The organism is Kitasatospora sp. DSM 101779 (assembly GCF_025655475.1).
Taxonomy (GTDB): Bacteria; Actinomycetota; Actinomycetes; order Streptomycetales; family Streptomycetaceae; genus Kitasatospora.
Genome location: NZ_JAHTIK010000013.1, coordinates 639 through 2518 on the forward strand (window position 1 = coordinate 639; position 1880 = coordinate 2518).

Consider the following 1880-nt stretch of genomic DNA (forward strand, 5'->3'; position numbering starts at 1 on the left):
AGCCGATGAACTCAGTGATCGCCGCCGGGCAGAAGCTCTGTTAGGGATCGGGTCTGTTGCCCACGACGGTCATGCCCCAGGGGTTGCCGAGGACCGGCCACGTGATCGACAAAGGCCGCAGCGGCTGGGGCGCTGCGGAGGACGACGATGCCGACCCAACGGACCCGATCCACCGCGGGAACCGGGGCGCGGTCATAACCCGGTTATAGATCGAGCTTGCTGTTCGGCCGCGCGGGCCGGGGCAGAGGTTATGGGTGAGGGGTGGCACCCGCATCGCGGTGCCACCCCTCACCCATAACCGGGTTATAGCTGCGCTGGCTGGTCAGTCCCTGAGGCTGTCGACGAGGGCTTCCGCCAACTGGTAGACCTCAGTCTTGTCGAGGACCTTCCTTATGGCCGCCACGAACGCCGCGATGTCGTGCCAATCGACGTCGGGCACTGACACCGCACCCTGCGGTGCCCGCTGCTCCGGAACGGCAGGTGACTCGGCCGCCTCGACAGCTGTACGGCGTACAGGTTCAGCCACTGCAGCTGAGGCCGTTGGCGTTGTGGCCGTCGGAGCGGCGGTGGACGTGGGTGCCGGGCGGGACGGCGGATCCATAACCGGGTTATGGGTCCCGGCCGCCGCAGACGTGTCGATGCCGGCTGGGTCAGGGGCCATGCCCGGCGCCGGCACTGGCTGCGGCGCCGACACGGCGGGTGCGAGCGACTCCTCGTACGCGGCGACCTGCTCGGCCGCCGGCAGAGCGGTGAAGGCCCGAGCGGCCTTGATACCGAGCTCGCCCGCAGCCACCTTCTGCTGCAGCTCCGGAACGAGTTCGAGCAGCGCGATCCGCTGCGACACGAAAGCCTGGGTCTTACCGATGCCCTTGGCCACCTTCGACTGGGACATCCCGCGTCCGGCCGGCGGCTTGTCGGTGAGTACGCGCAGTGCCTCGGCCTCCTGGATCGGGCTGAGCCCGACGCGCAGAAGGTTCTCGGCGACCGCGAACACCAGCGGGTCCTCGGCGGCGTCGTCGTTCACGAACGCCGGGACCTCGGTGAGGCCGGCCTGCCGGGCGGCCTCGAGCCTGCGGTGGCCCGCGACGACCACGTACTGCCGGCCCGCGACAGCCTCGGCGTGCTGAGGGTGGTGCTTGAGGAATGCGGCGGAGCTGCAGACGGTCAGCGGAGTGATGACCCCGACGCCGCCGATGCTGGTGACAAGCTCGACGAAGTCCTGATCGCCGGTGTCGATGGCCCCGCGAGGGTTCTCGGGATTCGGGGCGATCTGCGCCACGTCCGCGACCGGGGGTCGGGGGGCCGCCTGGGTCGGTTCGTCGAGGGGCTCGCCGTCGAGCATGTCAGCCAGGTTGACGCGGCGGCTCATCGGGCGGATCCGTTCAGGTTGAGCTCCAGGGCGAGCTTGTAGAAGTCCTCGCGAGCCTCGAAAGCGGACCGGTTGGGCTTGTACTGGGTGACGACGAGGCCCTCGGCAGCTGCCCGGGCATGGACCTTGTAGTGCCGGATGACGGTCGTCGCGAGCGGGAACCCGTTCTTCTCGACGAACTCCTGGGTCTGCTTCAAGTCCGCCTCACCGTCCCGCGGATCCCAGTTGTTGATCACCACGGTGTACGGCAATCCGCGAGGCTGCACGATCTGTCGGACCGTTCGCACGGTCGGCTTGAAGCCAAGCGGCTCCGGCTCGATCGGAAGGATCACACTGTCCGCGTTGTCCAGGACAGCGCGCAGGATGTCGGCGGCCTTGCCGTCACCGAGCGGGTCCGCGGTCGTGTCGTCGTCGGACAGGTCCAGCCAGCCCGGGGTGTCGACAAAGATGTGCTGAACCGACTTCACAGCCCGAAGCTTGCGCAGCGAACCGAGGTCGTTGTGGGCCTGGG

General features: G+C 68.5%; 2 protein-coding genes. Both read right to left on the minus strand.

What is annotated here, in order from left to right:
- Nucleotides 1–322: 322 nt before the first annotated feature.
- Nucleotides 323–1369: a ParB/RepB/Spo0J family partition protein gene (locus KSNIM_RS38950; protein WP_263108291.1), complete on the minus strand. Its 1047-nt coding sequence runs from the start codon at nt 1367–1369 to the stop codon at nt 323–325.
- On the minus strand, nt 1366–1880 hold a 515-nt coding region (locus tag KSNIM_RS38955; protein WP_263108383.1), incomplete at its 5' end, for a ParA family protein. The genes KSNIM_RS38950 and KSNIM_RS38955, both read right to left, overlap by 4 nt.